The organism is Bradyrhizobium sp. SZCCHNS1050 (assembly GCF_032484785.1).
In the GTDB taxonomy this organism is placed as follows: domain Bacteria; phylum Pseudomonadota; class Alphaproteobacteria; order Rhizobiales; family Xanthobacteraceae; genus Bradyrhizobium.
In genome coordinates, this window is record NZ_JAUETR010000001.1 from 3,181,685 (window position 1) to 3,206,861 (window position 25,177).

Annotated in this window: 21 protein-coding genes and 1 tRNA gene; 15 read left to right on the plus strand and 7 right to left on the minus strand. The window is 66.2% G+C overall.

Translation table 11 applies throughout. The annotated features are described in order from the left end of the window. Positions 1 to 14: 14 nt before the first annotated feature. The 3 genes from QX094_RS14410 to QX094_RS14420 are packed head-to-tail and all read right to left on the minus strand — an operon-like array spanning position 15 to position 2,522. Complete coding sequence (locus tag QX094_RS14410; RefSeq protein WP_315825506.1) at positions 15 to 959, minus strand: M28 family peptidase; 945 nt, start codon at positions 957 to 959, stop codon at positions 15 to 17. A gap of 25 nt (positions 960 to 984) precedes the next feature. Beyond that, the gene (locus QX094_RS14415) at positions 985 to 1,602 is read right to left on the minus strand and encodes a fused MFS/spermidine synthase (protein ID WP_315715262.1); all 618 of its coding nucleotides are present in this window, start codon (positions 1,600 to 1,602) and stop codon (positions 985 to 987) included. Further along, entirely contained in the window at positions 1,599 to 2,522 is a 924-nt protein-coding gene (locus QX094_RS14420) for a fused MFS/spermidine synthase (RefSeq protein WP_316174489.1), read from the minus strand. Before QX094_RS14420 ends, QX094_RS14415 begins: the two co-directional genes overlap by 4 nt. Positions 2,523 to 2,915: 393 nt before the next feature. Between QX094_RS14420 and QX094_RS14425 the strand changes: the two genes are divergently transcribed. From QX094_RS14425 to QX094_RS14435, 3 genes are all read left to right on the plus strand, one after another. Further along, positions 2,916 to 2,992: transfer RNA gene (locus tag QX094_RS14425), tRNA-Arg, on the plus strand. Between the two features lie 190 nt (positions 2,993 to 3,182). After that, positions 3,183 to 3,875, plus strand: a complete 693-nt coding sequence (locus QX094_RS14430) for a flavin reductase family protein (protein WP_315715264.1) — start codon at positions 3,183 to 3,185, stop codon at positions 3,873 to 3,875. A gap of 81 nt (positions 3,876 to 3,956) precedes the next feature. Then, the gene (locus QX094_RS14435; protein WP_316174491.1) at positions 3,957 to 6,062 is read left to right on the plus strand and encodes a tetratricopeptide repeat protein; all 2,106 of its coding nucleotides are present in this window, start codon (positions 3,957 to 3,959) and stop codon (positions 6,060 to 6,062) included. 38 nt (positions 6,063 to 6,100) lie between these two features. On the opposite strand, the gene QX094_RS14440 is transcribed toward QX094_RS14435, so the two are convergent. Next, on the minus strand, positions 6,101 to 6,487 hold the full coding sequence (locus QX094_RS14440; protein ID WP_315752282.1) for a hypothetical protein: 387 nt from the start codon (positions 6,485 to 6,487) through the stop codon (positions 6,101 to 6,103). Between the two features lie 237 nt (positions 6,488 to 6,724). Continuing rightward, a complete protein-coding gene (locus tag QX094_RS14445) occupies positions 6,725 to 7,762 on the minus strand; it encodes an LLM class flavin-dependent oxidoreductase (protein ID WP_315715267.1) in 1,038 nt (345 codons plus the stop codon). Between the two features lie 926 nt (positions 7,763 to 8,688). On the opposite strand from QX094_RS14445, the gene QX094_RS14450 reads away from it, so the two are divergent. Both QX094_RS14450 and QX094_RS14455 read left to right on the plus strand, forming a co-directional pair. Further along, positions 8,689 to 9,720, plus strand: coding sequence for an alpha/beta fold hydrolase (locus QX094_RS14450; protein ID WP_315825500.1), 1,032 nt, complete (start codon positions 8,689 to 8,691; stop codon positions 9,718 to 9,720). Between the two features lie 14 nt (positions 9,721 to 9,734). Further along, positions 9,735 to 10,694 (plus strand): fatty acid desaturase family protein, encoded by a 960-nt coding sequence (locus QX094_RS14455; RefSeq protein WP_316174492.1) that lies wholly within the window; start codon positions 9,735 to 9,737, stop codon positions 10,692 to 10,694. Between the two features lie 292 nt (positions 10,695 to 10,986). Here the strand turns inward: QX094_RS14455 and QX094_RS14460 are convergent, their stop codons facing one another. After that, positions 10,987 to 13,047 carry an ATP-dependent helicase gene (locus QX094_RS14460; protein WP_315825498.1) on the minus strand — a complete coding sequence of 687 codons (2,061 nt, stop codon included), beginning with the start codon at positions 13,045 to 13,047 and terminating at the stop codon, positions 10,987 to 10,989. A gap of 196 nt (positions 13,048 to 13,243) precedes the next feature. On the opposite strand from QX094_RS14460, the gene QX094_RS14465 reads away from it, so the two are divergent. The 10 genes from QX094_RS14465 to QX094_RS14510 all read left to right on the plus strand — a co-directional run bounded on the left by QX094_RS14465 (position 13,244) and on the right by QX094_RS14510 (position 24,081). Then, positions 13,244 to 15,556, plus strand: coding sequence for a Tex family protein (locus tag QX094_RS14465; RefSeq protein WP_315752276.1), 2,313 nt, complete (start codon positions 13,244 to 13,246; stop codon positions 15,554 to 15,556). 150 nt (positions 15,557 to 15,706) lie between these two features. Continuing rightward, the gene (locus QX094_RS14470) at positions 15,707 to 16,351 is read left to right on the plus strand and encodes an NAD(P)H-binding protein (protein ID WP_316174494.1); all 645 of its coding nucleotides are present in this window, start codon (positions 15,707 to 15,709) and stop codon (positions 16,349 to 16,351) included. A gap of 325 nt (positions 16,352 to 16,676) precedes the next feature. Continuing rightward, positions 16,677 to 17,570 (plus strand): TRAP transporter substrate-binding protein, encoded by an 894-nt coding sequence (locus tag QX094_RS14475; RefSeq protein ID WP_316174495.1) that lies wholly within the window; start codon positions 16,677 to 16,679, stop codon positions 17,568 to 17,570. Positions 17,571 to 17,605: 35 nt separating this feature from the next. Continuing rightward, positions 17,606 to 19,621 carry a HAMP domain-containing methyl-accepting chemotaxis protein gene (locus tag QX094_RS14480; RefSeq protein ID WP_316174639.1) on the plus strand — a complete coding sequence of 672 codons (2,016 nt, stop codon included), beginning with the start codon at positions 17,606 to 17,608 and terminating at the stop codon, positions 19,619 to 19,621. A gap of 58 nt (positions 19,622 to 19,679) precedes the next feature. Further along, positions 19,680 to 20,372: an alpha/beta family hydrolase gene (locus QX094_RS14485; RefSeq protein WP_315715275.1), complete on the plus strand. Its 693-nt coding sequence runs from the start codon at positions 19,680 to 19,682 to the stop codon at positions 20,370 to 20,372. Between the two features lie 107 nt (positions 20,373 to 20,479). After that, positions 20,480 to 20,962 carry a hypothetical protein gene (locus tag QX094_RS14490; protein ID WP_315715276.1) on the plus strand — a complete coding sequence of 161 codons (483 nt, stop codon included), beginning with the start codon at positions 20,480 to 20,482 and terminating at the stop codon, positions 20,960 to 20,962. A 137-nt stretch (positions 20,963 to 21,099) separates the two neighbouring features. Further along, positions 21,100 to 21,270, plus strand: a complete 171-nt coding sequence (locus tag QX094_RS14495) for a hypothetical protein (protein ID WP_315715277.1) — start codon at positions 21,100 to 21,102, stop codon at positions 21,268 to 21,270. Between the two features lie 173 nt (positions 21,271 to 21,443). Continuing rightward, on the plus strand, positions 21,444 to 22,445 hold the full coding sequence (locus QX094_RS14500) for an ABC transporter substrate-binding protein (RefSeq protein WP_315715278.1): 1,002 nt from the start codon (positions 21,444 to 21,446) through the stop codon (positions 22,443 to 22,445). 42 nt (positions 22,446 to 22,487) lie between these two features. Continuing rightward, positions 22,488 to 23,261, plus strand: coding sequence for an ABC transporter ATP-binding protein (locus QX094_RS14505; RefSeq protein WP_315715279.1), 774 nt, complete (start codon positions 22,488 to 22,490; stop codon positions 23,259 to 23,261). Then, entirely contained in the window at positions 23,254 to 24,081 is an 828-nt protein-coding gene (locus QX094_RS14510; RefSeq protein WP_316174496.1) for an ABC transporter permease, read from the plus strand. Before QX094_RS14505 ends, QX094_RS14510 begins: the two co-directional genes overlap by 8 nt. A 10-nt stretch (positions 24,082 to 24,091) precedes the next feature. On the opposite strand, the gene gtdA is transcribed toward QX094_RS14510, so the two are convergent. After that, complete coding sequence (gtdA, locus tag QX094_RS14515; RefSeq protein WP_316174497.1) at positions 24,092 to 25,129, minus strand: gentisate 1,2-dioxygenase; 1,038 nt, start codon at positions 25,127 to 25,129, stop codon at positions 24,092 to 24,094. Between the last annotated feature and the right edge of the window lie 48 nt (positions 25,130 to 25,177).

Sequence of the window (25,177 nt, forward strand, 5' to 3'; positions counted from 1 at the left end):
GCAGCTCGGGCGTATCAAGGCGTATAGAGGTAGCGCAGCAGGGTGCGGCCGACGGTCTCCAGGCTCTGCGCCGAGCACTGCTCGATCGTATCCTGCGTGGTGTTGAAATAGGGCTCGTAGTCGAAGTCGATGACGAGGAAGCTCGGAATGCCGGCCTGCTGCAGCGCCGTGTGGTCGTCGCTGATCGGATACGCCGTGGGCTCCGGCGAGAACGCCGATGGCGCGATACGGCTGCCGATGCTCCAGAACCTCTTGACCTCGGGCAACGCCGAGGCCAGCGACGACGGCTCCGGCTGCAGCTTGAGATCCTTGTCGCAGACCATGTCGAAATCGACTGCCTTCTCCGGCTTGTGCGTCGGATAATAGGTCTTCAGGTTGGCCGCGAAATGCGGCGAGCCCAGCGGGCGCCAGGTCGGATCGCCGGCGCCGAGCGATTTCGGCCCCTCCTCGCCGTCGAAGAAGATCATGTCGATGCCGACGTCGGGCTTCGGCGACAGCGACAGCACGCGTGCGGTCTCGAGCAGCAGCGCCACCGCCGAGGCGGAGTTGTTGGCGCCCGGCATCGGTGCGTCCGGCGATTTGGGATCGCGATAGGCCTTGATGATGCTGTCGTAATGGGTGGCGACGATGACGCGCCGCGGGTTCTGCACCTGGAAGCGGGCGATGATGTTGGTCAGCGGGATCGCCTTGCCGTCATCGCCCTTGGCGGTGAAGCTCTGCGTGAGCACGGCGTCCGCCGCGCTCTTGGCCATCGCTGCCTTGATGTAGTCGATCGTTTTCTGATGTCCCGGCTCGCCCATCGATCGCGGCGTGAACCGCAGCAGATCGGCGATGACAGCCATTGCGCGCTGACCGTCCCACAATTCGATCTGCGCGTCCGCGGCGTAGGCGGTCGGCGACATCAGCAGCAATACGGCCGCTGTCGCGGTGGCGGCGAGGCGAGGCCAGAACTCAGTCATCCGCAAAGCTCTTCAATGATGAAAATCAGGACGTCTTCTTGCCGAAGGGAATGAACAGGATGCCGGCGCAGCCAGCCAGCGCCACGGCGAAATAATAGGTGATCGCGCGCGAGCCGATCGTCGGAATCAGCGCGAACGTCGTGACGAGCGTGCCGACGACGTTGCCGATGGTCGAGACGCCATAGACCAATCCGGCGACACGGCCGGCCTCGCCGGCCGAGCGCGTCAACAGGCTGACGGCGATCGGCGAGAAGGTGCCGAGCAGGGTCAGCGGCACCAGCAGCAGCGCGGTCGAGGCCATCAGCGTCGCCATCGGTCCGTCGCCGATGCTGTCGAGGATGTCGGCCATGACGGTGTCGGCGGTCGCCGGAACCAGCGCCATGTAGGCGGCGGCGATCAGGATCATGGTGCCGATGGTGCGCGTCGTCGGCTGCCGATCGACGATGGCGCTGCCGGCGAAATAGCCGATCGCGAGCGCGCACAGCACGGTCGAGATCAGGCTGGCCCAGGCGCCGATGCCGCTGCCGAAATACGGGTTGAGGTAGCGGCTGCCGAGCATCTCGAAGCCCATCAGCACGCAGCCGACCAGGAACGAACAGAGATAGATCGCCAGCATGCCGGCGCGGGACACCGGCGCGCTCATGGCAGCTTCTTGTTGTGGCGCTCGATGCTCTTCAGCGCCTCGACCGGCGCGAAGTCGTCGGTCAGCACCTTGGCCTTGGCGTCGATCACCTGGCCGTTATCGATGTCGATGCGCTTGCGCTGCGCCAGCATGTCGGCGAGCTTGTAGCGGAAGCCGAATTCCTTGTCGCGCTCCTGCGCGATGGCGGCGAGATCCTCGGGCTTCCGCTCGTCGCCGGGATAGGCGACCATCACGATGTTGCCGCCGGCCTCGTAGAAGTCGACCTGCGGGAACACGCTGTGGATGGTCTTGACCGCGGCGTCGAACAGCATGGTCGACGGCTCGACGTTCTGCGCCACCACGCCGCCCTCGGCGAGATGCTCCTTGACGAGCTGGTAGAATTCCTTGGTCAGCAGGTGGAACGGCACGAACGGTCCGCGATAGGCGTCGATCAGGATGACGTCGTAGCGCTCCTTGGATTCCTGCACGAACAGCCGGCCGTCGCGGTTGGCGACGTGGAAGTTCGGCTCCTCCTTGATGCCGAAATATTTCTTGGCGAGCTCCAGCACGGTCGGATCGAGCTCGACCGACGTCACCTGCACCTTGGGCAGGAAGCGGTGCAGGTACCAGGCGGTGCGGCCGCCACCGAAGCCGATCTCCAGGACCGAGCCGACATTCTTTGCGTACATGACGCTCGCGGTCATGAAGCGGGTATAGTCGACCGGCAGATCGAGCTCGTCCTGGGTGTTGTAGACGCTCTCGGTATAGATGCGCCGGTTGTGACCGAACGTCATGCTGCGGTAGGGCGCCTGCTCATAGACATAGATGTTGTTGTAGAGCGACTCCTTCGACTCCAGCAGGTGGCGGGTGTCCTGCGCGCTTGCGGCGGCGATGGAGAGGAAGCTCGCGAACACGCCTGAAATGACCGACCGGATGAGCATCGACTTGTCTGTGTCCCTCGGCTGAAATGGGCAGGCGCGCTGGATCGAGCGGACCTCGTGGCGCCGGACGCCTGGCCGGCCACGAGATGCGCTCAGGCACGACCAATACGGCAATCCCGAGGCCGGGTTCCGGATTGGCGCCGTTCTCTTAGACCATCGGCTGCCGTCCGGATAGTCAAACCGCCCCTCCCAAACGGGGGTGTGATCGGGCATGAGCGGCCCCGCTCTAACCGGGATCGCGCGGCTGCGTTCCCGTCGCCGTCCCCTCAGGGGACCCGAACATCGTTGTGCCCCGGTCGGCCGCCCGGTCCAGGCTCCGACCGGAGAGGCTTCCGGTCGGTGGCGGGGTCTGCTATGGAGGCGGCGAAGCAGGTGCACTTCGGTGCAGGCTCCGGTCCCGTAGCTCAGCTGGATAGAGCGGCGGTTTCCTAAACCGTAGGTCGCATGTTCGAGTCATGCCGGGATCGCCATCTGCCGCAGCCTTGCACGCGCAGACAATCTCCAGATCAAACCCAGGGCGCGCCTGATCCGGCCCGTTCGGGAATCGGGTGGAGCGCTTCGCTGCCATCGAGGAACTTCTTCGGGTGAGACGGCGGCCTGAGCCCCGTCCGCGCGGCGCGCGCAATCGCCGCCGAGATGCATCACCCTGGAGAGCTTTCCATGCATACGACTATCGAGCCGGGCATCCTCTATTTCGGGACGCCGGTCGTCCTCATCAGCACCGTCAACGAGGATGGCGGCTTCAATCTCGCGCCGATGTCGTCGGCATTCTGGCTCGGCTGGCGCTGCATGCTGGGCCTCGCCGCCGGATCGAAGACGCCGCAGAACATGCGCCGCACCGGCGAGTGCGTGCTGAACCTGCCGTCGGTCGATCTCGTCGCCGCCGTCGATCGCCTGGCGCTGACCACGGGATCGGACCCGGTGCCGGCGATGAAGCAGCGCAAGGGCTACCGCCACGTGTCCGACAAGTTCGCCGCCGCCGGGTTGACCGCAACGGCGTCGGAAACCGTTGCGGCTCCGCGCGTCGCGGAATGCGCGGTGCAGCTCGAAGCCCGCATCGAGTCGGTGCATGGCATCGCCGACGACGACGCGATCCTGAAGGGGCACATCCAGTGCTTCGAGGTGCGGGTGCAGCGGGTCCATGTCGATGAGGCCATCCTGATGGACGGTACGCGTGACCGCATCGACCCGGACAAATGGCGGCCGCTGATCATGAGCTTCCAGCAGTTCTATGGCCTGGGCGCGCGCCTTCACGAGTCGCGGCTGGGCACCATTCCGGAGGCGGCCTATCGCACGCCCGACGTCGAGCGCGCCCGCGAGGCGGCCATGCGAATGGAGGTGGCGGCAGGCTGAGCCGGCTCGGCCTGGAGTCTCGCCTGGAATCGCCCGGCCGCACGTTGAAGCTTGCATTCGAGTGCGAGAGGTGGGGACATCATGGGGGCTGTGGCTGTCGACCGGCTGCTGATCGAGGCGGCTGATCATTACAATGCGGGGCGCGCCGGTCCGGCCAAGGCGCTGTGCAGCGACATCCTCCAAGCGGTGCCGGATCATCTGCCGGCGTTGCATCTGTCCGCGATCCTCGCCTTCGCCGACGGCGGCATGGCGGAGGGTGCGGAGCTGCTCGGGCGCGTCTTCGCCCGCGATCCCCACCATGCGCCGGCCTATGTCACGCTCGGCGATGCGCTCGCCGTGAAAGGCGAGCGCAAGGGCGCCGCCGATGCGTTCGCGCGCGCAGCGGCTTTGCGGCCGCTCGATGCGGCGATTCACAGCAGGCTCGGCAGCGCGCTGCTCGAGCTGTCGCGCTTCGCCGAGGCCGAGGCCGCCTATCGCCACGCGCTGGCGCTCGATCCGGCGCTGTTGCACGCGCGCTGGAATCTCGCGCTCGCCTTCAACCGGCAGGGGCGGCTTGCCGAGGCGGAAGCAGCCTATCGCGCGTTGCTCGAGCGCGAGCCCTCCTATCCCGGTGCATGCCGGGCGCTGGCGCATGTGCTCGCCGACCAGGCCAGATATGACGAGGCCGTGCCGGCCTATCTGCATGCGCTGGCGGCGCAGCCGGCCGATGCCGGCCTGCATCTCAGCCTGGGCGATGTGCTCTACAAGCAGCGCGCCTTTGCCGAGGCCGCGGTACAGTATCGTCAGGCCTGCGATCTCGCGCCCGGCGATGCCAATGCCGCGCGATTGCTCGGGCACGCGCTGCATGAGGCCGACCGCCCGGCCGAGGCCGTCGAGGCCTATCGGCGCGCCGCCGTGCTCGATCCCACCGATGTGGTCGTGCTCAGCAATCTCGCGGCCTGCCTGTGCGGGACAGGCCAGCTCGATGCGGCGATTGCCGCCTGCGAGCACGCGCTGGCGCTGCAGCCCGATCACGCCCCGGCGCATACCAATCTGGGCATCATCCATGAGATGCGCGGCGAGACCATCGAGGCCGTCGCGGCGCATCGCCGCGCCGTCGCCTCCGATCCCGGTTACGCCAAGGGTCACGCCAACCTCGCGGTGGCGCTGCGCAACGCCGGCGACATCGACGCGGCGCTGGCCGCCTCGCATCGTGCGATCGCGCTGGCGCCCGACAATGCGCTCGCCCGCTACAATCACGCGCATTTCCTGCTGATGTGCGGCGACCTCGTGAACGGCTTTGCGGAGCATCGCTGGGGCCGCGACTGTCCGGACCTCTCCGCGGGCATGCCGCGCTTCGACGCGCCGGAATGGCAGGGCGCGCCGCTCGACGGACGCACGCTGCTGCTGTTCGCCGAATATGGCATCGGCGATGCGCTGCAATTCGTGCGCTACATCGATCGCGTCAGGATGATGGGGGGGCCGGTCGTGCTGCAAGTGCAGCCGGCGATCGCGCCGCTGCTGCGCCGTCTGGAGGGCGTGACCGTGGTGCCACGCGGCGCGCCGCTGCCGCCATTCGACCTGCAGGCGCCGCTGATGGATCTGCCGCGCATCTTCGGCACCACGCTGGAGACGATCCCGGCCGAGGTGCCGTATCTCGCGGCCGATCCGATCAAGATGGCCGCGTGGCGCAACGTGCTCGGGCGCGCGCCGTCGTTGAAGGTCGGCGTCGTCTGGGCCGGCAATCCCAGGCACAAGGGCGACCGCCAGCGCTCGCTCACCGCGCAGGCGGTGCTGCCGCGGCTGGTGATGCCGGGCGTGCAGCTCTATTCCTTGCAGAAGGAGCCGCGGCCGGATGATGCGCTAGGGCTCGCCGAGCTTGGCACCGACGTCATCGATCTCGCGCCGCTGCTGAGCGACTTCGCCGAGACCGCGGCCGCGGTTGCCGCGCTCGATCTCGTCATCTCCGTCGACACGTCGGTGGCGCATCTCGCCGGCGCGCTCGGCCGTCCGGTCTGGGTGCTCTTGCCCTATGCGCTCGACTGGCGCTGGTTGCGCGATCGCGCCGACACCCCGTGGTATCCGACCATGCGGCTATTCAGGCAGGAGAAGCCCATGGCTTGGGACGGTGTGCTGGCGCGGACGGCAGGGGAGCTTGCGCGGCTGGCGGCAGGTGAGCGCGGGCCGTCGTTGCCCGGGCTGGTATGAGGCGGTGAGCGATGTCGAAGGCTGACAGGGCCTGACGCTTATCGCATGGCCATGCGTGCGAGACCGGTCTGATCCGAGCGCGTGGACGGAAACGACAATCGCCACAAGCTGAAGAGCATCGGGAGTTGGAAAACGAAGCTGATCGCCGCAGCGCCCGCCAGCACCTCGAAACGTTGTGCCTCGATCAGGGCCTTGGCGCTCGGGACCACGTGGACCAGGCCGTCGGCGACGTAGACAAGCGCAACGGTCCGCCAGATGTTGGCGGACAGCCAGCCCATCCTGAAGGCGTGATCGAACAGCGCGAGCAATCCGCCGAGCGCGAGCGTCGAGCTCGCCATGTGAGACGGCGTGTCGTAGAAGCCGGGCTCCAACGCGGCCTGGACGAACCAGAGTCCGTAGACCACCGCGACGATCTTCAGCAACATCAGTTCGTTCCTAGGCTCGCGAGCTTGTCGTCTGCCTCCGGGCAACCGATCGGATTGCGCCCCCTTGATCGGAGCAGGCACGCGCGACATCGAGCCTACGATGCGTGTCACGAAGGCTCTGTTAATCGGCTCGCTTGGATTGTCCTGAACGAGCCGTTTTGCTCGCGCCCTTGATCCAGGTCCGTGATGCAAGGGCCGGGCGCGGTTGCGGACATGGTGAAGGACCGCGTAGCCGGCCTACTGCTCCGCCAGCAACTCCCTCACCCTCGGCACCACCACCTTGCCATACAGCTCGATGCTCCGCATCAGTTTCGCATGCGGCAGCGGACCGGCTGAGTATTTCAGCTGAAACCGCGACAGGCCGAGCGCCTTGATCGTCGCGGCGATCTTCTGCGCCACGGTCTCCGGCGAGCCGACATAGAGCGAGCCGTGATCGGCCTCCTGGACGAACTCGTCGCGGCCCATCGGCGGCCAGCCTCGCTCGCGGCCGATGCGGTCGCGCATGGTCTTGTAGTCCGGCCACAGCTCCTCGCGCGCCACTTCGTCGGTGTCGGCGACATAGCCCGGCGAATGCACGCCGATCGGCTTCGTCTCGCGGCCGAACTGCTTGAGCGCGCGATGGTACAGCTCGACATAGGGCGCGAACCGTTTCGGGTCGCCGCCGATGATCGCGAGCATCAGCGGCAGCTCGTAATGCGCGGCGCGCACCACGGACTCGGGACTGCCGCCGACGCCGATCCAGGCCCTCAGCCGTCCATGCTCGACCGGCGGATAGACCAGTTGATCCCTGAGCGGCGGGCGCAACCGGCCCTGCCAGGTCAGTGGCTGCTGCGACAGCAGGCTGACGAACAGATCGAGCTTCTCCTCGAACAGCGCCTCGTAGTCCTTGAGATCGAAGCCGAACAGCGGGAAGGACTCGGTGAACGAGCCGCGGCCGAGGATGACCTCGGCGCGGCTGTTCGACACCGCGTCGAGCGTCGAGAAGCGCTGGAACACGCGGATCGGGTCATCCGAGCTCAGCACCGTCACCGCCGAGCCGAGCTTGATCTTCGTGGTGCGCGCGGCGATCGCCGCCAACGCCACCTCGGGCGCCGAGATCGCGAAATCGCCGCGATGGTGCTCGCCGAGCCCGATGAAATCGAGCCCGAGCTGGTCGGCGAGCACCGCCTCCGCGACAACGTCGCGGATCACCTGGGCATGGGCGGCCATCGCGCCCTCCGCGTTGCGGGTGACGTCGCCGAACGTGTCCAGGCCGAATTCGATCGCTGTGCTCATGTCTCATTCCGTTGCGTCGGGCCGTCATACGGCCTCTGCTCGTCAGCTGGAAGGGGCCGCCCCGGATTGCAAGCGGAGGAAAGCGAAACACAAGGTTTCCGTGAGCTTGAGCGCATCACGAGAAGGTTGGGCCGTCGCCATTCTCCGTCATTCCGGGGCAATCGTCGATGCGCAGGCGCGGAGCGGCTGCGTGTTGACGATTGAACCCGGAATCTCGAAGTCGTTCAGAATGGACGCAGGACAATATCGAGATTCCGGGTTCAAGGCCTCTCGGCCTTGCCCCGGAATGACGGTGGTCGTGATACCGGGCGGATCAGACGGTCCGGACGACCGGCAAAAATTTTTCTTTCGTTTTTCCAGAAAGTGTGCTCTACTGCGCCCATCCTGCCTCATCGATGAGGGGCGTACGCGCGGTCGTCACGAGACGCGAGGCAGGGATGCGGTGGCCGTAGCGGGTCGCAGCGCGGTGTCGCGCCGACGAACGATCCGATGCGGACAGTCAAGTCGCGTGGTCCTGGCCTCCCGATGCTGAGGTCAAGCCGGATGATGGTGCGGAAGCGCATCACGCCGACGATGGGGGCAACACAGCCGGTCCCCAGGGAGAGCGCGAAGCAGCTGTTAAGACCATCGCGCAGGGAAGGCCGGGATGTCCCAGCCGAACCTGTGGTTCCTGCCGCCTGCATTTTTTTCGCAGGCGGGCCATGGGGGCGGCGAGCTCCCGGTCTTCCCTGCGCCCTCACGTTTCAGAGGGCACGCGATCCGGACAAAGCTCGGGCTTGAGCGGCCGCGAGGGTACGAACCCATGGCCTCGGCTGATGCGATTGCCGCCTGCGCCTCTTGCGCGGTCATGCCATGCCAAAAAATGGGCGTGTGAGCCGGTGACGCATCACGTAGGCTCCGTTCATCGATCACACGGGATGACGTGCATGGCGGCGGGCAGCGACTATCAGATCTTCGAGGCGGGCGACGTCGTGCTGCAATCGGGCGTGACGTTCCCGTCGCTGCGGCTCGCCTACAAGACCTATGGCACGCTGAACGCGGCCAAGGACAACGTCATCATCTATCCGACCTCGTTCGGCGCCCAGCATGTCGACACCGAGTGGCTGATCGCGCCCGGCGGCGCGCTCGATCCGAGCAGCTACTTCATCATCATTCCCAACCTGTTCGGCAACGGGCTGTCGTCGTCGCCTTCGAATACGCGCGAGCTGTTCGGCGACGCGCCGTTCCCGGCCATCAGCTATCACGACGCGGTCGCGGTGCAGCGCCGGCTCGTTGAGGAACAGTTCGGGATCAGCCGGATCGCGCTGGTCTATGGCTGGTCGATGGGCGGCATGCAGGCCTATCACTGGGCCGCCTGTCATCCGGACATGGTGGAGCGTGCGGCGGTGGTGTGCGGCAGCGCGCGCTGCTCGCCCTACAATCACCTGTTTCTCGACGCGGTGAAGGCGGCGCTGATGGCCGATCCCGCGTTTCGCAACGGCCGCTTCGCCGAGAAGCCGGTGGCCGGCCTGCGCGCGATGGGGCGGATCTATGCGGGCTGGGCGATGTCCTACGAGTTCTACCGCGACGAGGTCTGGCGCGAGCAGGGCTTTGGCTCGCAGGAGGACTATCTCGCCGCCACCTGGGACTTGGCCTTCGCGCATCGCGATGCCGACAACCTGCTGGCGCAGATCGCGATCTGGCAGGGCGGCGATATCAGCAACTGCGCGGCGTTCGGCGGCGATCTGGATCGGGCGCTCGGCGCGATCACCGCCCGCATGTTGCTGATGCCGGGCCAGACCGACCGCTACTTCGATTGGCGCGACAACGAGCGAGAACTCCCCAAGCTCGTGAACGCCCGCTCCGCGGCGCTGCGGCCGATCCCCTCGATCCACGGCCACCGCGCGGGCAATCCGATCCGCATCCCGGCGGACCGCGATTTCATCAACGCCAACGTCTCCGCCCTTCTCCAGAGCTGACACCCGAGCTCGACATGACCGACGTGCCCACCGACGAATTCGCGCCCCGTCCGAAGCTGCTGACACCGCCGGTGGTGCAGCAGCTCTGCACGCGCTCCAACATGCAGGGCGCGCTACGCACGCTCAGCCATTACGGCGCGATCATCGGCGTGGGTGCGCTGATCGGAGCGATCGCATCGACGCATGGTGTGCTGTGGGCGCTGTCCTTGCTGCCGGTGCAGGGCGTGCTCATCGCGTTCCTGTTCATGGCGGTGCACGAGACCGCACACAAGACCGCCTTCGACAGCCGCAGGCTCAACCTCGCGGTCGGCTATCTCTCCGGCTTCCTGATCGGACTGCCTTATGAATATTACTGCCTGTTCCATTGGGAGCATCACCGCCACACCCAGGATCCCCTGCGCGATCCGGAGCTGATCGTCGGCCCCAAGCCGCGCTCCGAGACGCAACTCGCGATTGCCTATTCCGGCCTGGTCCAGGTGGCCGGCCGTCTCAGGCTGCTGCTGAAGCATGCGGTGACCGGCGAGGTGACGGTTCCGTGGGTCCCCGCGGGCCGCCGGGCGATCGTCGTGCGGGAGGCGCGCGCCTATGTCGCGGGCTATGCACTGCTGCTCATCGCCTCGCTGGTGCTGCACAGCGCGCTGCTGCTGTGGGTCTGGGTGCTGCCGCTGCTCGTCGGACAACTCATCCTGCGGCCCTATCTCTACGCCGAGCACACCGGCTGCGATCATGCGAGGAGCGCCTTCCAGAACACGCGGACCACCCTCACCACGCGGTTTGTGCATTGGCTGGCCTGGAACATGCCGTATCACGTCGAGCACCATGCCTATCCGGCGGTGCCGTTCCATGCGCTGCCGAAGCTGCACGCGATCGTCGACGGCGAGATCAAATATCGCGGGCAGGGATACGTCGCCGTGACGCGGCAGACCTGGGCGTGGTTTCGCGCGCAGTGGAAGGAAACGAAGTCTCATCCATGATGAGTTTGGATCCGAGTTATCGCCGCTCGGCCGGTGCGCTCCCTCTCCCGCTTGCGGGGGAGGGCTGGGGTGGGGGCGCCACAACGGCAGTCTTTCCAGAGCATCCCCCACCCGCATCGCATCTCTCGATGCGATGCGACCTCCCCCGCAAGCGGGGGAGGCGCAGACCGACCACGTCGCCAGGGATGTCAGCAAGCCATCGTGCCCGACCGGTGCGCGTCCTCCCGGCACGCCCCTTGTGGGAGAAGTGCAGTGATTGGCGTCGTGTTGATATGGTCGCAGCGACGCTGGCTCACCGCCATCGCTCGCGCATCCGCGCGCCGAGATCGATGCGCGGCCCGGAGCGCGCATATGCCGACCCCGGCTGCGCCCGCGGCCAGCTGGCGCGTTCGAACAGCGGCACCAGCGCTTCCGGAATGAACCGCGTGCGTGAGGCATAGACATGACGATCGCCGCGCACCGGCTGGCCGTGGACGAAGAACCGCTGCGGCACCAGGAGATGCAGATCGTCCTTGGCGCGGGTCATCGCGACATAGAGCAGCCGGCGCTCCTCCTCCAATTCGGCGCTGGAGCCGGCGCCGAGATCGGACGGCATGCAGCCGTCGACGACGTTGAGGACGTGCACGGAATTCCACTCCATGCCCTTGGCGGAATGGATGGTGGAGAGGATCAGATAGTCCTCGTCGAGCAAAGGCACGCCGGACTGATCGGAGGTGGCGTCGGGCGGGTCGAGCGTCAGCTCGGTGAGGAAGCGCTCGCGCGACGGATAGCCGCTCGCGATCTGCTCGAGCTGCAGCAGGTCGGCGGCTCGCACCTCCGCATCCTCATGAACGCGCTCGAGATGCGGTTGATACCAGTGCCTGACGCGCTCGATATCTCCGGGCCATTCCGAGACGCGCAACTGCTCCAGCGTGCGCACGAACGCGGTCCAGTCATCGCCGGCGCGCGCCGGTGCGGACTGCTCGCACAGGCGCGCGATCGGATCGGCACTGTCGCTGACGGCATCGAGCAGACGCTGCGCCGACGCCGGGCCGATGCCCGGGATCAGATGCAGCACGCGGAAGCCGGCGATGCGGTCGCGCGGATTGGCCACGAAGCGCAAGCAGGCCAGCACGTCCTTCACGTGGGCGGCATCGAGGAACTTCAGCCCGCCGAACTTCACGAACGGGATGTTGCGGCGCGTGAGCTCGAATTCCAAGGGACCGCTGTGCGACGACGTGCGGAACAGCACGGCCTGTTGCTTCAGCACAATGCCTTCCTCGCGCTTCGCCAGCACCTGCTCGACGATGTAGCGCGCCTGATCGGTCTCGTCACTGACGGTCACGAGCTGCGGCTTGCGCGGGCTCGTGCGGTCGGTCCACAAATTCTTGGTGAAGCGCTCCCGCGCCAGCCCGATCACGCCGTTGGCCGCCGTGAGGATCGGCTGCGTCGAGCGGTAGTTGCGGTCCAGCGTGATGATGTCGGCGCGCGGGCTGAACTGATCGGGAAATTCCAGGATGTTGCGCACGGTGGCGGCGCGGAAGGCGTAGATCGACTGCGCGTCGTCGCCGACCACCGTCAGTCCCGCGCCGTCGGGCTTCAAGCCGAGCAGGATCTGCGACTGCAGCCGGTTCGTGTCCTGATATTCGTCGACCAGCACGTGGTCGAAGCGATCGCCGATCTCGCGTGCGATGGTTTCGTCCGCCATCATCTGCGCCCAGTACAGCAGCAGGTCGTCGTAGTCGAGCACGGCATTGGCCTGCTTGGCTTCGACATAGGCGGCGAACAGGCCCTTCAGCTCGCCGGCCCATTCCGCGCACCACGGAAAATGCCGCACCAGTGCCTCGTCGAGCGGCATGTCGGCGTTGACGCAGCGCGAATAGATCGCGAGGCAGGTTCCCTTGGTCGGGAAGCGTCGCTGCGTGTTGGACAAGCCGCGTTCGTGCCGCACCAGATTCATCAGGTCGGCGGAATCCTCGCGATCATGGATCGTGAACACAGGGTCGAGGCCGACGCGCTCGGCGTAGTCGCGCAGCATCCGCGCGCCCAGGCCATGAAACGTGCCCGCCCAGGTGAGCGCGGCCGTGATCGGCTCGGCCTTGCCGCCCAGCACCTTGCGGGCGATGCGCTCGACCCTGCGGCTCATCTCGCTCGCCGCGCGGCGCGAGAACGTCATCAACAGGATACGGCGCGGATCGGCGCCATTGACGAGCAGATGTGCGACGCGATGCGCGAGCGTGTTGGTCTTGCCCGAGCCCGCGCCGGCAATGATCAGCAGCGGCGGGCCAGGCGCGGCGCAGGCACCGCCATGCTCGACGGCGCGGCGCTGCTCCGGATTGAGATCGTCGAGATATGTCGCAGCCGTGGCCTGCACGAATCGTCCCTCAGCCTGCAAGAATCAGTGATTTGCGCCGCATGTGCAACGCGATGGCCCGGTCGCGGCAGCGTTTTACATGATTCGCAACCGGTCTTTTTTGTCACGGTTGCCCACAGAGCGTCTGCCAGCCGCTTGCGCTGGCGCGCGTGCACTCCTATCCAATCAGCCCCGTCACGAATCTCGGAAGAACACCGTGTCGAATTTTGCCTCCATCATCGCTGCTGAGCTCTCAGTCAAGGATGCCCAGGTCCAAGCCGCGATCGACCTGCTCGACGGCGGCGCGACCGTGCCGTTCATCGCGCGCTATCGCAAGGAGGCGACCGGCATGCTGGACGACACGCAGTTGCGTACGCTGGAGGAACGGCTGCGATATCTGCGCGAGATGGATGCACGGCGCACCGCGATCATCGAGAGTATCAAGGCGCAGGGCAAGATGACCCCCGAGATCGAGCTGGCGCTGGCGACCGCCGACACCAAGGCCCGGCTCGAGGACATCTATCTGCCGTTCAAGGAGAAGCGCCGCACCAAGGCGCAGATCGCGAAGGAAGCCGGGCTCGAGCCGCTCGCCGACATGCTGATCGGTGATCCGATGAAGGCGCCGGAGGTCGAGGCCAAGGCCTTCATCAAGAAGGATGGCGACAACCCGGTCAAGGACGTCAAGGCCGCCCTCGACGGCGCCCGCGCGATCCTGGTCGAACGTTTCGCCGAGCATGCCGATCTCGTCGGCTCGCTGCGCGAGGAGATGTGGACCCGCGGCGCGGTGAAATCGTCCGTGCGGCATGGCAAGAAGACCGAGGGCGCCAAGTTCGCCGACTACTTCGATTTCTCCGAGCCGTTCACCAAGCTGCCGTCGCACCGCATCCTGGCGATGCTGCGCGGCGAAAAGGAAGAGGTGCTGCAGCTCGATTTCGGCGATGGCGAGCCGGAGGATTCGAAGGACCCGACGCTGTATGAGAACCGCATCGCGGTGACCTTCGGCATCTCGCGCCAGGGCCGCCCGGCCGATCAGTTCCTGTCGGACTCCGTGCGCTGGGCCTGGCGCACCCGCATCAAGACCTCGCTGGCGCTCGATATCCGCATGCGGCTGTGGCAGGAGGCGGAGAAGGAGGCGGTGCGCGTGTTCGCGGCCAACCTGCGCGATCTGCTGCTTGCCGCGCCGGCCGGCGGCCGCGCCACGCTCGGGCTCGATCCCGGCTTCCGCACCGGCGTCAAGGTCGCGGTGATCGACCGCACCGGAAAGTTCGTCGATCACGCCACGATCTATCCGCACGAGCCGCAGCGGCAGTGGAACGAGAGCATGCTGACCCTGGCGCAGCTCTGCGTGAAGCACGGCATCGATCTCGTCGCGATCGGCAACGGCACAGCGTCGCGCGAGACCGAGAAGCTCGTCAACGATTTGATGAAGCTGAAGCCGGATCTCAAGCTGACCAAGGCGATCGTGTCGGAAGCCGGCGCGTCGGTCTATTCGGCCTCGGAGTTCGCTGCGAAGGAATTCCCCAATCTCGACGTCTCGATCCGCGGCGCCGTCTCGATCGCGCGCCGCCTGCAGGATCCGCTCGGCGAACTCGTCAAGGTGCCGCCGGCCTCGATCGGCGTCGGCCAGTATCAGCACGACCTCAACCAGTATGAGCTCGCCCGTGCGCTCGATGCCACCGTCGAGGACTGCGTGAATGCCGTCGGCGTCGATCTCAACACCGCCTCGGCGCCGTTGCTGGCGCGGGTGTCGGGCATCGGCGAGAGCCTGGCTCAGAACATCGTCGCGCATCGCGATGCCAACGGTCCGTTCCCGACCCGCGACAAGCTCAAGGAGGTGCCGCGGCTCGGACCGAAGGCGTTCGAGCAGTGCGCCGGCTTCCTGCGCATCCGCGATGGCGACAACCCGCTCGATGCCTCTGGCGTCCACCCGGAATCCTATCCGGTCGTGAAGAAGATTCTCGAGACGACCAAGAGCGACATCAAGGTGCTGATCGGCGACACCAAAACCTTGAAGACGCTCAATCCGGCGAAATTCGCCGACGAGCGCTTCGGCGTCCCGACCGTGACCGACATCATCAAGGAGCTGGAGAAGCCCGGCCGCGATCCGCGTCCGGAGTTCAAGACCGCGACCTTCCAGGAGGGCGTCGAGAAGATCACCCATCTCAAGCCCGGCATGATCCTGGAGGCGACCATCACCAACGTCGCGGCCTTCGGCGCCTTCGCCGATATCGGCGTGCACCAGGACGGCCTGATCCACATCTCGGCGATGTCCGAGAAGCGCATCAACGATCCGCGCGAGGTGGTGAAGCCGGGGCAGGTCGTGAAGGTCAAGGTGCTCGACGTCGATGTGCCGCGCAACCGCATCTCGCTGACGCTTCGGCTGTCCGATCCGCTGCCGGCCAAGGGCGAGAAGCGGACCAGCGCACGGCCGCCCGCGGGGCGCATGACCTCGCGTGAGGAGAAGCCGTCTGGCGGCGGCGCGTTCGCCGCGGCGATGGCCAAGGCCGCAGAGCGGCGCAAGGGCGCCTGAGGCGAATGGTGACGAGGCGCCGCGGAGGGAATGTCTCGTCTGCGGCGTCATATCTGCGGCGCCATGGCATTCGGCGTCGTGTCGTTGCGGTCTTCCCTACCTCCGCGGCCAGGCTTACCTTGGGCGGCGAGTTGTGAGTGGGGACCGCGCATGACGAACCGGACCGTGATCATTGCCGGCGCGACTGGGCTGGTGGGACGGGAGCTGCTTCGCGGTCTGCTTGCCGACCCGGCCGTGGATCATGTGCATGTCGTCGGCCGCCGCGCGCCGACTGACCATTCGTCCAAGCTGACGGCGCATGTGGTGGATTTCACCGCGCTGCCGTCCCTGCCGCCGGCCGACGAGCTTTATCTGGCTCTCGGGACCACGATCAAGGTGGCCGGAAGCCAGGCCGCCTTCCGCGCCATCGATCACGACGCCAACCTCGCCGTCGCCAAGGCCGCGCTCGCGAGCGGCACCAGGCGCGTTGGTCTGGTCAGCGCGATGGGCGCCGACAGCAGCTCGCCCGTCTTCTATAGCCGGGTGAAAGGCGAGCTCGAGGACGATCTGACCGCGTTGCCCTTCGAGGGACTGGTGATCGCGCGGCCTTCGCTGCTGGTCGGCCCGCGGGCGGAGCTCGGACAGCCGAGTCGTCCGGGCGAGGAATGGGGCAACAGGCTGCACAACATCATCGGCTTCCTGATCCCGGCGAACTACAAGCCCATCGCGGCGGCGGACGTCGCCAACGCCCTGCTGATGGCTGTTCCTACGGTTGCCGGCAAGCGAGTGATGCTGTCAGGGGCCATGCGCCGATGATCGAGCCTGCCGCTCTTGCGTAGCGGCCCGGTCTCGCTATTTACGGTAAATCGAAATCTGATATCGCGCCGCGCCTCAGGCCCGGATCGACTGGTCGACGGCGCTCCGTAGTTTTGCGGCTCTCTCGCATGCGACTATCAGCGAGTGAATGGCTGGAGCGGGCAAGACGGGAATCGCATCTTAACATCTTAACCATATCTCGCTGTTAGTTGTGCATCGAGGAAAAACAGCCCGGTGTTTTATGCGCAGACAGCTGCTTGAGTTTTGTTTCTTGGCATTGGTGGGAACCCTGCTCGGATCCCAAGCGGCGACGGCGTCTCCGCGAATGGTGTCGCTGGTCTACAACTCGCAGATTCAGAACCCGCAGCAGGTCGGGTCGGACGAATTTCGCGTGAAGCTGCAGGCGTTGGCCGGCAAGCGGCTCATCATTGATGAGCGTGCGGGCAACGCATTCGGCAGCGAGGCGGCGGTGCTGGCTGCGACCCGGAGCGGCGCGGTGGACGTGGCCGTGGTGTCCGGCGGCATCGCCAGCGCGGTCGTCCCCGAGCTCGGCGTCTTCGACATCCCGTTCCTGTTCCGTGACACCGCGCATGCCAAGGCGGTGGCGCAAGGGCCGGTCGCCGCCGCGATCGGCGCCAAGTTCGCCGACAAGGGACTGGTGCTGCTGGCGCTGGGCAAGCAGGGCTTTCGCAATCTCACCAACTCGAAGCGTCCGGTCCGTACCGTCGATGACGTCAAGGGCCTCAAGATCCGCGTGATCCCCAATCCGGTCTACCAGATGACCTTCAAGGCGCTCGGCGCCGACGTGATGCCGATGGATTTCCCGCTGGTCTATGCCGCGCTCAAGGACGGTCGGCTCGACGGCCAGGAAAATCCGGTTGCCACCATCGCGGCCAATCGCTTCGACGAGGTGCAGAAATATCTGACGCTCACCGGGCATTTCTTCGCGCCGATCGCCTTCGTCGCCAACCGCGCGATGTTCGACCATCTCGATGCGGCGGATCGAGATGCGCTGGTTGCCGCCGCCAAGGCGGCTGCGGAGGTCACCTGGCAGGCCCAGCTCGATGCGCAGAAGCTCGATGAGTTGCGCAAGACCGGCATGGAGGTGATCGAGACGTTCGACCGCAAGACTTTCGTCGATGCGGTCAGGCCGCTCGATGCCGACTTCGAGAAGCGCTTCGGCAAGGAGCTGCTCGCCACCATCAGGTCCACTCCGTGAAACAGCCGGGCAAATCGATGAAATTGTCTTCTCTGATGTCTTGGATCGGCGTCCGCCCGCGCATCTTCGGCGGCTTCGCCCTAATCCTGAGCTTCCTGGTGTTGCTCGGCGGCTTCGCCATGGTCCAGGTCGGCCGCATCGGCGGCACCGTGGATGAACTCGTTACCAGCGCGGCCGGGGACGCCGGCATGTCGCAGGTGCGTGCCGCGCTGCTCGGCGCCAACGGCGCGGTCGAGAGATTCGTCCGGACCTGGAACGTCGGTGACAAGGATGCGGCCAGCAAGGCCATCGACGCCGTCGGCGGTCTCGCCGATCAGGTCGAGAAGCAGTCCGGCAGCCTGAAGGTGCTGGCTGACGGCGTTGGGCCGGTACGGAGCGCGCTGGCGGCCTACCGCTCATCGTTCGCTGCCGCGGCCGAGGCCGTGGACCGCCTGCGGGCGGCGACGACCAAGACCGACGCATTGGGCGCCGTTGCCGGCATCAACATGGGCGGCATCCAGGTTGCCCTTGCCAATCGTGCGGGCAGCGAGCCGCTGATGAATCCGTTACGTCTGGCCAGCGTCGTCGACGCGGTTCGCATCGCGGTGATGCGCTATGCCAACACGTTATCGAATGGCGATGCCGACGATGCCAGGCTCACCTTCGTCTATGCGAAGCTCGCGATTGCCGATACGGAGGCCGAGATCGCGGGTGTCGATGATGCCAAGCTGAAGGCGCTGGTTGCTGCGCTGAAAGAGGCTCTCACGGCGGATGCCGCCGCGCTCGAGGAGGTGATCAAGGTGGCCGCTGACCTGCGCGCCAAGCAGGCGGAGCTCGCCAAGGCGAGTGCCTCGATCGATACCCAGGTCAGCCAGATCAACCGGCAGCTTGGTACCGCGCGTGCAGAGCAGGCCGCGAGGACCGGCGTCGCGGTCGAAGATACCAAGCAGACCGTGATCGTGACCGCAGCCGCAGCGGTGATATTCGGAGCGGTGCTGGCCTGGCTGATCGGCGCCAGCGTGTCGACCCCGATCCGCGGCATGACCGACCGCATGCAGTCGCTGGCGGCCGGCGAATTGGATCAGCCGATTCCCGGCGGCGAGCAGCGCGACGAGATCGGCCGGATGGCGCGCGCCGTGGAGATTTTCCGTGACAACGCGCTTGCCGTGCGCCGCATGGAGCAGGAGGCTGCGGCACAGCGTGAAGCTGCGGAGGCCGAGCGCGCCCGCATGATGTCCGATCTGGCTGGTCGATTCGAGCAGGGCATGCAGGGTGTCATCACCGGCGTCGGCGGGCGTGCGACCGAGATGGGCGAGAGCGCCAGCGAGCTGGCGCGCGTCGCCGAACGCGGCCGTGGCCTTGCGGAAGCGGTCGCCAGCCGGGCCGAGCAGGCCTCCGTCAATGTGCAGACCGTGGCCTCGGCGACCCAGGAGCTCGCGGCCTCGATCAGGGAGATCTCCTCCCAGGTCCAGCGCTCGGTCACGGTGTCGACCCGGGCGACGCACGAGACGCAGCGGACATCCGAGCTGATCGACGGGCTGTCCAGCGCGGCGGAGAGGATCGGCACCATCGTGCAGCTGATCCAGGCGATCGCGAGCCAGACCAACCTGCTGGCGCTCAACGCCACCATCGAGGCGGCGCGCGCCGGCGAGGCCGGCCGCGGATTTGCGATCGTCGCGAGCGAAGTGAAGAACCTGGCGTCGCAGACCGCGCAGGCGACGGAGCAGATCTCGAGCCAGATCGCGACCATCCAGAGCGCGACGCAGGAGACGGTCGGCGCGATCGCCCAGTTCGGCACGACCGTGCGGGAGATTGCCGAGATCTCCAATGCGATCGCCGCCGCGGTGGAGCAGCAGGGAGCGGCGACCAGCGAGATTGCACGCAACGTCGAGCAGGCGGCCAGCGGTACGGCGGCGGTCACGCAGGAGATCGGCGACGTGCGCAACGTGGCCGGGCAGACCGATGCCGGCGCTGAAGCTGCGCTGGCGGCGGCCGCGGCGCTGCAGCAGCAGGCCGCTTCGCTGAAGAGCAATGTCGCCGACTTCCTGCAGACGATCCGAACGGCGGCGTGAGCCGCAAACCGGTGGCGAGTGGAGTTGACGCAGGGGACGCAGGCTCACACTCTGGCGCATGACCGAGCACCAGCCGCGTTCCCTTGCGTTTCCCGTCGACGGCGCGGACATCGTGTCCGCGCTGTTCATGGCCCCGCCGCGGCCGCGCGCCTGTTTCGTGTTCGCCCATGGCGCGGGCGCCGGCATGACCCACGTCTTCATGAACCAAGCGGCCGCAAGCCTTGCCGCGCGCGGCATCGCGACGCTCCGCTTCCAGTTTCCCTATATGGAGAAGGGCAGCAAGCGCCCTGATCCGCCCGCGCTCGCTCACGCCGCGGTGCGGGCTGCCGCGGCGGAGGCCGCGCGGCTCTGTCCGGGGCTGCCGCTCGTAGCGGGCGGCAAGTCGTTCGGGGCGCGCATGACGTCGCAGGCGCAGAGTGCAGCGCCGCTGCCAGGCATAGCCGGGCTCGCCTTTCTCGGCTTTCCGCTTCACCCCGCCGGCAAGCCCTCCATCGCGCGCGCCGATCATCTCGATGCGATCGAGGTCCCGATGCTGTTCCTGCAGGGGACGCGCGACAAGCTGGCGGAGATGGAGCTGCTCGCGCCCGTCGTGAAGCGGCTGGGACCGCGTGCGACCTTGCATTGGATCGATCAGGCCGACCACGCCTTCCACGTGCCTGCGCGCTCCGGCCGGAATGATCGGGCCGTCATGGAGGACCTGACGAAGGCGTTTGCGGCGTGGCTGGAGACTCTCGAAGCGTGTGCCGGCTGACGCGCCTAGCGCCTCCTTCGGAGAAAAATGGCATGAGAACAAAAACAGAACTTTTCTGTCACCGGAGGTTGAGGCATAGTCATATTGAAAGGTAGGGAGGGGGTTCGATGAAGTCAGCAGTGGTGGCGCTATCGGTGTGCGCGCTTGGCGTGCTGATGATCTCTGCAGCTCCATCGCTCGCCGATGCCAGGCTGACCGGCATGGTGGTCGTGAAGGGAACTTGCCAGAAGCTCATCGTCGCGGGAAAGGATCGCAGCTCGGAATGCAAGGGCGCGCTGCTCAATACCGACTATGACGATCAGCGCACCGGCTTCTACTTCACCTTGCTCGACGGCAGCGTGGTCACGTTCTCGAACCGCGGCGATCTGCAAGAGCAACCGGGGCCTGACAAGTTCGTCACGCCGGTCGACATGATGATCATTGGCCAAAGTCGCAAGACGATCAACAAGGTGACGGCCAAGGGGCAATGCCGCCACGGCAATCCATTCAAGGGACCCGACCTGCTCGAATGCACAGCCGACAGCGAGATCGGCCGTTTTGAAGGGCTATTTCTGTCCAATGGCGAGAAGCCGGTGATGCAGACCTTCTGAGGCCGTGACCCCTGCGCACAAGCAGGATGGGCCAGCAGGAGAGTTCGTCGCGGCGTCGCCGGTCGTCACCCGCCATCGTACAGTCCACGCGACAAATCCGGCCCGCTCGGCAATATCCACTTTGTCAGAAGATCGCGATGAGAAAGACAGCTTCATCCGTTTGGCTGCTGGCCCTCGGCGCGGCGAGCCTGCCGGCCATGTCGGTCCGTGTAGAGGACGGATTGAAGGAGATCGAGACGTTTCACGGCCCCTGCAGGAAGCTCACGGTCGCGGCAAAGGACCGGACCGCCGATTGCAAGGGCGTTTAGCTCAATACGCGTTACCGTGACGGACGAGGAGGCTTGGAGCAAGACGCCCGGCCTCTGAGGCTGCGATCTCCCGACTCCCGAAAATTTGGCGCGACATCAAGCGCGAAATATTGCAACAAGTCGGCGTCGTGGGTGAGGCCGGGTGTGCGGGTCGCCAGATCTTGGAGAGTGTGATGTTCCGATACGTTGGCGTCGTCCTGGGGCTGCTCTGGAGCCTCGTATCGATCAGCACCGCGCTGGCCGACGACGCCAAGCTCCGGATCGGCGTTCTCCGGCTGTCCTCGTCCGCGCCAGTGTTCATCGCGTTGGACAAAGGCTACTTCCGCGAAGCTGGACTGGACGTCGAGCTGAAGTTTTTCGATGCAGCGCAACCGATCGCCGTGGCGACGGCCACCGGCGACGTCGACGTCGGGGTGACCGCCTTCACCGCAGGACTGTATAACCTCGCAGGCAAGGGCGCGTTGAAGATCATCGCCGGCATGAGCCGTGACCGCCCGGGCTTTCCGCTGATTGGCTACTTTGCCAGCAACAAGGCCTATGAGGCAGGTCTCAGGACGCCGAAGGACATTGCCGGCAAACGCGTGGCGATGACCCAGGTCGGGTCGAGCTTTCACTATTCGGTGGGGCTGCTGGCCGATAAATATGGCTTCAAGCTCGCCGACGTGAAGATCGTGCCGCTGCAGTCGATGTCCAACATGTCGGCGGCCATCAAAGGGGAAACCGTCGACGCGGCGCTGATGCCGGTTTCGGTGGCGCGCAAGCTGATGGAGGAGGGCGCCGTCAAGCATCTTGGCTGGGTCGGCGACGAGACGCCGTGGCAGGTCAGCGGCGTGTTCGCGGGGCCGAAGACACTTGCCAACACGGCGCTGGTCGGCAAGCTGCTGGCGTCGCTTCAGCGCGCCGAGCGCGAGTATCATGATGTCGTGCTCGCCTCGGTCAAGGACGGCACCGCCGCCATCGACGACAAGACCAAGCCGTTGCTCGAGATCATCGGCAAGTACACGAACCTGCCGGTCGAGCAGGTCGTGGGCAATTGCGCCTACATCGATCCCGACGGCAAGCTCGATGTGAAGAACATCGAGAGCCAGATCAAATGGCTGCAGGCTCAGGGGTTCGCCGACCAGGGCTATGATGCGGCCGCGATCATCGCCAAAGACTTCGTGAAGCCGGATTGATGAAGGCAGGCGCAGCGCGGGCCTGCAGCGGGATCGCCTGATATGGACCTGATCGCCGAGACCATCAGCCACCGTTTCGACGCGCTCGATGTGCTCGACCGCGTGTCGTTCACGGTCGGAGCCGGCGAGGTGGTCGCCCTCGTTGGGCCGTCCGGCTGCGGCAAGAGCACGCTGCTGGCAATCCTCGGAGGGTTGTTGCAGCCAAGCAAGGGACAGGCGGTGCTGCGCGGAGCTCCGCCGCCCGGCAGCCTCAATCCCCTGACGTTCGTGTTCCAGGACTTCGCGCTGCTGCCGTGGGCAAGCGTCGCCGACAATGTTGCCTTTCCGCTCCTCCATACATCCCTGTCGACGCAGCAGCGCGCCGCCGCCGTCGACGATGCGTTGCGGCGAACCGGCCTGGCAGACTTCCGGACCGTCTATCCCAAGCAGTTGTCGGGCGGCATGCGACAGCGGGTCGGGATTGCCCGGGCGCTGGCGGTCCGCCCGGCGATCCTGCTGATGGATGAGCCGTTGTCGGCGCTGGACTCGCAGACCCGCGAGCTGCTGATGGAGGACTTCGTCGATCTGCTCGCCGACGGCACCATGGGCGCGGTCTATGTCACGCATAATCTCGAGGAGGCCGTGCGGCTCGCCGACCGCATCGTCGTGCTGTCGCGTCGTCCCGGCCGCATCCGGAAGGTCGTCAGCGTCCCGGCGACGCGGCGCAGCCGCGGCGATGCCGGAGTACGCGCGCAACTGCTGGACCTGCAGAACGAGCTCTGGGGGCTGATCCGGACCGAGGCAATCGATGCCGAGCGCGAGGTTCAGAATGCTTGAACGCTCCCCGGCCGGAACGCCTGAGGTCGTCGGCAAGCAGAGCCGGAAAGTGCCGTTCCGGGGCGGCGGCTTCACGCCAGCCGCAAGCCGATGGGCCGGCTGGCTCGCGCTCGCGGCGGCTCTCGGCCTGTGGCAACTCATCGGCAGCCTCGCACTGGTCAACCCATTGTTCCTGCCGGCGCCGCTGACGATCTTGCGCGCCCTGTATCGATTGGCCGAAAGCGGCGCGCTCTGGCAGCATGTCTCGGCATCGTTCGTGCGCATCGTATCCGGCTGGGCGCTCGGCACGGCCACCGGCATCGTCGTCGGCTTCGCGATCGGCCTCTGGCGCATTGCGCGCAGCATCGGCATCACGTTCGTCTCTGCGCTGTTTCCGATTCCGAAGATCGCCGTGCTGCCGCTGCTGATTCTTTGGCTCGGCATCGGCGAGCAGCCGAAGATCGCGACGATCGCGCTGGGCGTGTTCTTCTCGACCACGATCTCGGTCTATAGCGGCGTCGATGCGGTGCCGCGCAACCTGATCCGCATGGCGCAGAGCTTCAACGTGCCATTCCCGACCATCGTCCGCCGCGTGATCTGGCCCGGCGCGCTGCCGTCGATCCTCGCCGGTTTCCGCATCACCGCGTCGGTCGCGCTGATGCTCGTGGTTTCGGCGGAGATGATCGGCGCCGAGACCGGCATCGGCACCTTCGTGCTGCAGGCCGGCAATCTGATGCAGACCGATCAGCTGATGGCGGGGATCCTGATCCTGTCGCTGTTCGGTCTCGCCGTCGGCCGGCTGATCAGCATGCTCGAAGCGCAGCTCCTGCGCTGGCGCTGATCCGGCGGTGTCAGGCGTTGCCGCGGTCTTCCCGGAACAAGTCGAGCTTCTCCTGCACCGGGCGATCCGAGAACGAGAACAGGACCGCATCCTCGTCGGGCTCATGGCTGACCCATTGCCAGCTCGGAACGACGAACAGGTCGCGCGGGCCCCATTCGAAGGTATGGTCGCCGATGCGGCTGCGGCCCCTGCCTTCGATCGCGGTGAACACGGTCGCGTCGGTCGAGCGATAGCGCGCAGTCTTGAAGCCCTTCGGCAGCAGCTGGATGAAGGTGCCGATCGTCGGCATCGCGAAATCACCGGTCTCCGGGTTGGAGAATTTCAGCTTCAGCCCGTGGCAGGCGTCCCATTCCTCGCTCCGCTTCGCGTTCTCCAGCGCCTCGCGCGTATAGGCGTAGGGATAGTTGAAGATCGGCGATGTCCTGGATTTGCGCTTCGCATCGACCGGCAGCAGATTGTGGCCGTAGCGGGCGAAGCTGTCGCCCGCGGGGCGCGCGACCTTCTGCTGGTCCTCCTGTGCGCCTTGCGCGAACGACGCGTCGAGAAACTGCACCAGGGGAATGTCGAGGCCGTCGAGCCAGAACATCGGCTCGGTGGTCTCATTGCCGTGATCGTGCCAAGTCATCGACGGGGTGATGATGAAGTCGCCCGGCTCCATCAGGGTGCGCTCGCCCTCGACGGTCGTGAAGGCTCCCTTGCCTTCCAGCACGAAGCGCAATGCGGACTGGCTGTGCCGATGGGCGGGCGCAACATCGCCTGGGATCACCATCTGAACGCCGGCATAGAGCGATGTGGTGATCTTGGACTGCCCGCGCAGTCCCGGATTCTCCAGGATCAGCACGCGCCGCTCGGCTTCCTTCGCCGTGATCAGCCGCCCGGCCTCGACCATGTAGTCGCGGATCGCCGCGAACTGCCACAGATGCGGGCGGCAGGCGCTCTTCGGCTCGGGCGTGATGAGATCGCTCATCACGGTCCACAGCGCCGTCATGTTTTCGCCGTCGATCTTCTTGTAGAACGCCTCGCGCTCCGGTGTCGAAACCGCGGCCATGCGCGCCTCCCATGATCAGATGTCGTTCTTGATTGACAGTATACTGCC